The sequence below is a fragment of the Phormidesmis sp. 146-33 genome (assembly GCF_052939515.1).
In genome coordinates this window covers 1-4640 of record NZ_JBJPHU010000218.1, presented here as the reverse complement: position 1 = coordinate 4640, position 4640 = coordinate 1, and the positions used below count along the sequence as shown (strand labels likewise).

Annotated in this window: 4 protein-coding genes; all 4 read left to right on the top strand. The window is 50.2% G+C overall.

Annotation, left to right across the window (positions count from 1 at the left end; all coding sequences use genetic code 11):
• A partial coding sequence (locus ACJ2PR_RS35070; RefSeq protein WP_446880520.1) for an ABC transporter ATP-binding protein occupies positions 1–1015 on the top strand: 1015 nt, incomplete at its 5' end.
• 58 nt (positions 1016–1073) lie between these two features.
• The gene (locus tag ACJ2PR_RS35065; protein ID WP_446880519.1) at positions 1074–2177 is read left to right on the top strand and encodes an ABC transporter permease; all 1104 of its coding nucleotides are present in this window, start codon (positions 1074–1076) and stop codon (positions 2175–2177) included.
• Between the two features lie 55 nt (positions 2178–2232).
• A complete protein-coding gene (locus ACJ2PR_RS35060; RefSeq protein WP_446880518.1) occupies positions 2233–3378 on the top strand; it encodes an ABC transporter permease in 1146 nt (381 codons plus the stop codon).
• Positions 3379–3641: 263 nt separating this feature from the next.
• Positions 3642–4640 (top strand): hypothetical protein (locus ACJ2PR_RS35055; RefSeq protein WP_446880517.1); only part of this gene is annotated, 999 nt, incomplete at its 3' end.

The following is a 4640-nucleotide window of genomic DNA, read 5'->3' as shown; positions in this document are numbered from 1 at the left end:
TCGATTGCGGCAGGAAGGCTCGGTTCCTCAATTTCTGGAGTTTCCGCGATCGAAGGGCGATCGTAACCAGTGGGATTTAGCAGCCAGCAACCCGATCGCCATCTATGCCCAGAATTTGAATCGAATTTTTGGCAGCTTTCAGGCCGTCAAGAATGTGAATGTCGAAGTCCGCTATGGCGAAATTTTTGGGCTGTTGGGAGCAAACGGTGCAGGCAAGACGACCACGATCAAAATGCTGTGTGGCTTGCTGCCGAAGAGTTCGGGTGAGATTGCGCTGGGAGGAGAACGAGGCAACCTTCGTAGCAGTGACTTGCGGCGGCGGATTGGCTACATGAGTCAAAAATTCACGCTCTACGACGATCTGACCATTTTGCAAAACCTGGAATTCTACAGCGGCGTGTATGGCATTCCGCGCAAGCTGCGTCGAGAAAAAATCGAGTGGGTGATTGCCACCTGTGGACTAGAAGGGCAAGAAACCATGCTGACGGGGCAACTTCCGGGCGGTTGGAAGCAGCGCGTTGCGTTTGGGGCATCGGTCATGCACGAGCCAGAAATTTTGTTTTTAGACGAGCCAACTTCTGGAGTCGATCCGTTAGCCCGACGACAATTTTGGCGACTGATCAACGAGTTTGCCCGCAACGGGACGGCCATTCTCGTTACCACCCACTATCTGGAAGAAGCCGAACAGTGTAACCGCATGAGCTTCATGGTAGCGGGCGAAACTGTCACAGAAGGTTCACCCAGTCAAATCAAAGCCGCCCAACCCGGACAACTAATCGAAGTCATGATCGACCAAAATCAGGCCGCCTCCAACCTCCTCAAACAGCACCTGGACTCCTGGCGCGTCTCAATTTTTGCCGATCGCCTCCACATCGTCGTCGATGACCCCATTCAAGACACTGCCAAAGTGCGATCGCTCCTCAAATCTGCCAATCTCCCGGTACGATCGCTCCGTCCCATCCCCTTCTCGCTCGAAGATGCCTTCATCGGAGTCGTCCAACGCGCCCAACCCTAACCCCCAAAGAATTTAATCCATCCCTCCTCCCTCCTCCCTCCTCCCTCCTCCCTCCCCCATGTCCCGAATCCTCACTCAATGCTCCAAAGAATTAGCGCAGTTTCGTCGCGATCGACTCACATTAGCGTTGGCGTTCATTTTGCCAGTCATGACGCTGTTCATCTTCGGATTCGCAATCCGGTTGGAGGCAAAGAATATTCAGCTAATTGTGCAGGACGGCGATCGCAGCAATCTCAGTCAAAGCTACATAGAGCGACTCTATGCGACCAATCAGTTTACGCCTGTGCAGTGGAGTGGGAAGGATGCGGCAGAGGGCATCGATCGGGGGTTGGCCAAAGCGGCGGTGATCATTCCCCCTGATTTTAGTCGCGACATCAAAGCTGGAAAGACAAGCACCGTGCAGGTTTTGATCGATGGAACGGATGTCAACAATGCCCGTGTGGTCAAAAACAGCATTCAAGCCGTCACTAATTTTTTCATCCAAGACCAGCAGCTTTTACCATCACCGAGTCGAGTCATCGCCCATACGCGCCTGTGGTTTAATCCGGGACGCAAGGAATCGCTGTATATCGTACCGGGAGTTTTTGGTGTAATTTTAGCAATCTATCCAGCATTGTTAGCATCGTTGGCAATGTCGCGAGAAAAGGAGCAAGGTACGATTCTACAGACTTACGCTTCGAGTATGAGCGCTGCTGAATTATTGTTAGGAAAATGGTTAGCTTACTTTGTTGTAGGAATCGGTCAAGCGTTGTTTGTGATGAGTTTAGGATGCGTCGTTTTTAGAATCTGGTTTGTGGGCGATCCATCCCCTTTGATTATCGGAACTGCATTATTTCTAACAGCCAGCATTATGTTTGGATTATTAATCGGCGTTCGTGCTAATAATCGTACCGTTGCTGTTCAGGGCGTTGCTACCGCAGGCTTCCTCACAGCGCTTTTATTATCTGGTTTCATCTATCCCTTAAGCAACATTCCCTTTCCATTATCGTTGGTCACGAATATAGTGCCCGCTCGTTATTTTATCGAAATCAGTCGAGATGCTTTTGTCCGAGGCACAGGCTGGCCAGGCATTTGGACAGCTCCTTTATTTTTAATTCTGCTCTCTCTATTCTTCTTCAACATCGCCAGACGAGTCATTGGCCGAATGCAGCTACCCGGTTGATTAAGTTTTGTCTTCAACACCTCACTCCTCACTCCTCACTCCTCACCTTCTAAAAATGAAACTACTTCGGCAATTAATAGAAAGTCGATTTTGGGCATTAGCGGTCAAAGAAGTTAGTCAGATTTTACGCAACAAACAGCTTATTTTCATTCTCATCTTTCCGCCCACGGTGCAGCTTTTGATTTTTGGCTTGGCGCTCAATCCCGACGTGCAAAATTTGAAATTAGGCGTGGTCGATTACTCTAATACGCCGATGAGTCGAGAATTAGTTGCGGCGATGACAGTGAATGGCGTGTTTCGAGTGGATCGACCCCTTGCGAGTATCTCGAAGAGATCGCCCCCCAGCGAGTTTGCTTTAGGCGAAGAAGTCCGGCGGGGCGAAATTACGGCGGGACTGGTGATTCCTCCTGACTTTAACCGCGATTTGAAGGGCGATAAAACGGCCGAAGTGCAGATTTTAATCGATGCCGTCGATGCCAATACTGCGGGGATTGCCAGTGGCTACGCGACTCAGATTATTAACCAGTTTAGTCGGCAACTTTCACCGCAGACGATCGTACCCATCCAGACGCAGGCGGTTTATCTTTACAATCCAGGTTTGATCTCCAGTTGGTTCATCGTTCCGGGAGTGTTGGGGCTGGTGTTAAATTTGGGAAGCTCGCTCGTTTCCACTGCAACCGTCGTCCGAGAAAAAGATTCTGGCACCCTCGAACAACTGCTGATGACTCCCGCCGAAGCGTGGGAAATTATTCTCGCTAAAATCGTTCCTTTATTTGTGTTGCTCCTGGGTGAAGTCATACTCGCCTTGAGCATCGCAAAATTTGTGTTTCAGGTTCCTTTTCGCGGTAATTTTTTCTTGTTCATGGTTTTCTCAGGGCTGTATATTTTTGTAGGCATCGGAGTGGGATTTTTACTCGCAACGATTTCTCGCACTCAACAGCAGGCAATTCTCACGTCATTTTTTATTAATCTCCCCTTAATCCAACTGTCTGGGGCGATCGCGCCCGTCGAGAGTATGCCACCCTTGATCCAAACCATTTCGCTGTTCAATCCACTGCGTCACTATGTCAAAATTGCCCGTGGCGTTTTACTCAAAGGCAATGGACTCGATGTTTTGTACCCCGAAGCGCTGGCTCTGTTGGCCTTTGCGATCGCCCTTCTCCTGATCAGCACTCATCAATTCCGTAATCAACTAAGTTAGCGGCATAATAGCGCTCGATTACTCGTGAAAATTGTTTAGTCTTTCAGATTGCTATTTTTTGTCCTGTATTCTTTCATGGGGGACGATCGTTTCTCCTAGACGCTAACCGCCAAAAGGATCAAACCGCCCAACCTGGAAAGTCTAAAGTCAAACAGTTTTGCCGATCGACCTCCACAAGCGGTATCCTGCTTAAGGTCGTCTCCGGAGTTTCTACTCCGTGTCACTGATTCAATATGCTGTGGGCTAACCGAGAACGTATGAAAATGTCTCTTCATTTAATGAGTGTGGGTGTGGGAGCTTTGATCGCCTTCGGCAGTACGGGAGTGGCTTATTCTCAAACGCTTTCCGATGGTCAGCCCCAAAACCAGAGGCCGACTCCTTCCAACAGTCCGGCTAAAGACAGTTCAGCCAAAAAGCCAGCGATCTCCTCAAGCGATTCACCAAGCGATTCACAAGGGGTCGCCGAAATTGCTCAGTTTTTTAGACCCGAAACCCAGACAAACTCCAGTCTGAGACAGGCTTCTTCTGACAATTCGATTACCAAAAATCCGACTAAAGATAATCCGACTAACAAGCCGACCAAAAAATCCGTCGCCGAAGTCGCCCAAATCTTTAGATCCGAAAAGCAGACAAATTCCAGTCCGAGACAGGTCTCTTTAGACAAGTTACCTAAAGACAATTTGCTGGGTAATCTGACTCAAACATCTGTTGCCAAGGTCGCCCAAGCCTTTAAGCCTGAAATTCAACCCAATTCTAGACGGGCCCAGGCACTCCCCAAAAAATCTGTCGTGGCTCCGCTGCCATCCGTAGGAACGATCGCTTCGAGAAACCTGCAAACGATCGCCCAGACCTTTAACCCGCCTCAGATCAAAGCCGTCAGCCTACCCAAAATTGGCACCCTGGCACAAGCATTCAACCTCCCTGTCACGGCTCAAAAGCCTCCCGCTCAAAAGCTTTCTGTCTCCCAAGTCGTCAAGCCTGTTGAGCGCACCCTTCCCAAAACCGCCGCGCCGATTAAAGGATCTCCAGCAATCGCCCAACTGCCTCCCGTGGTAGAAGTGCCCAAACTGGAGGATGTCGCCAGAGCCTTTGAGCCAGAAAAGCTTGCGGACACGCGCACCACTCAACCCCCTAAACCCACAGCTCAAAACACCCCGCCCGCTAAACCCCCAACGCCCTCGACTCCACTTCCTCCGGCTGGGCCGCCATCGAATACTACCCCAACGCCCACACCGACCCCCGCCCCAAGTGAGAACCCTCGC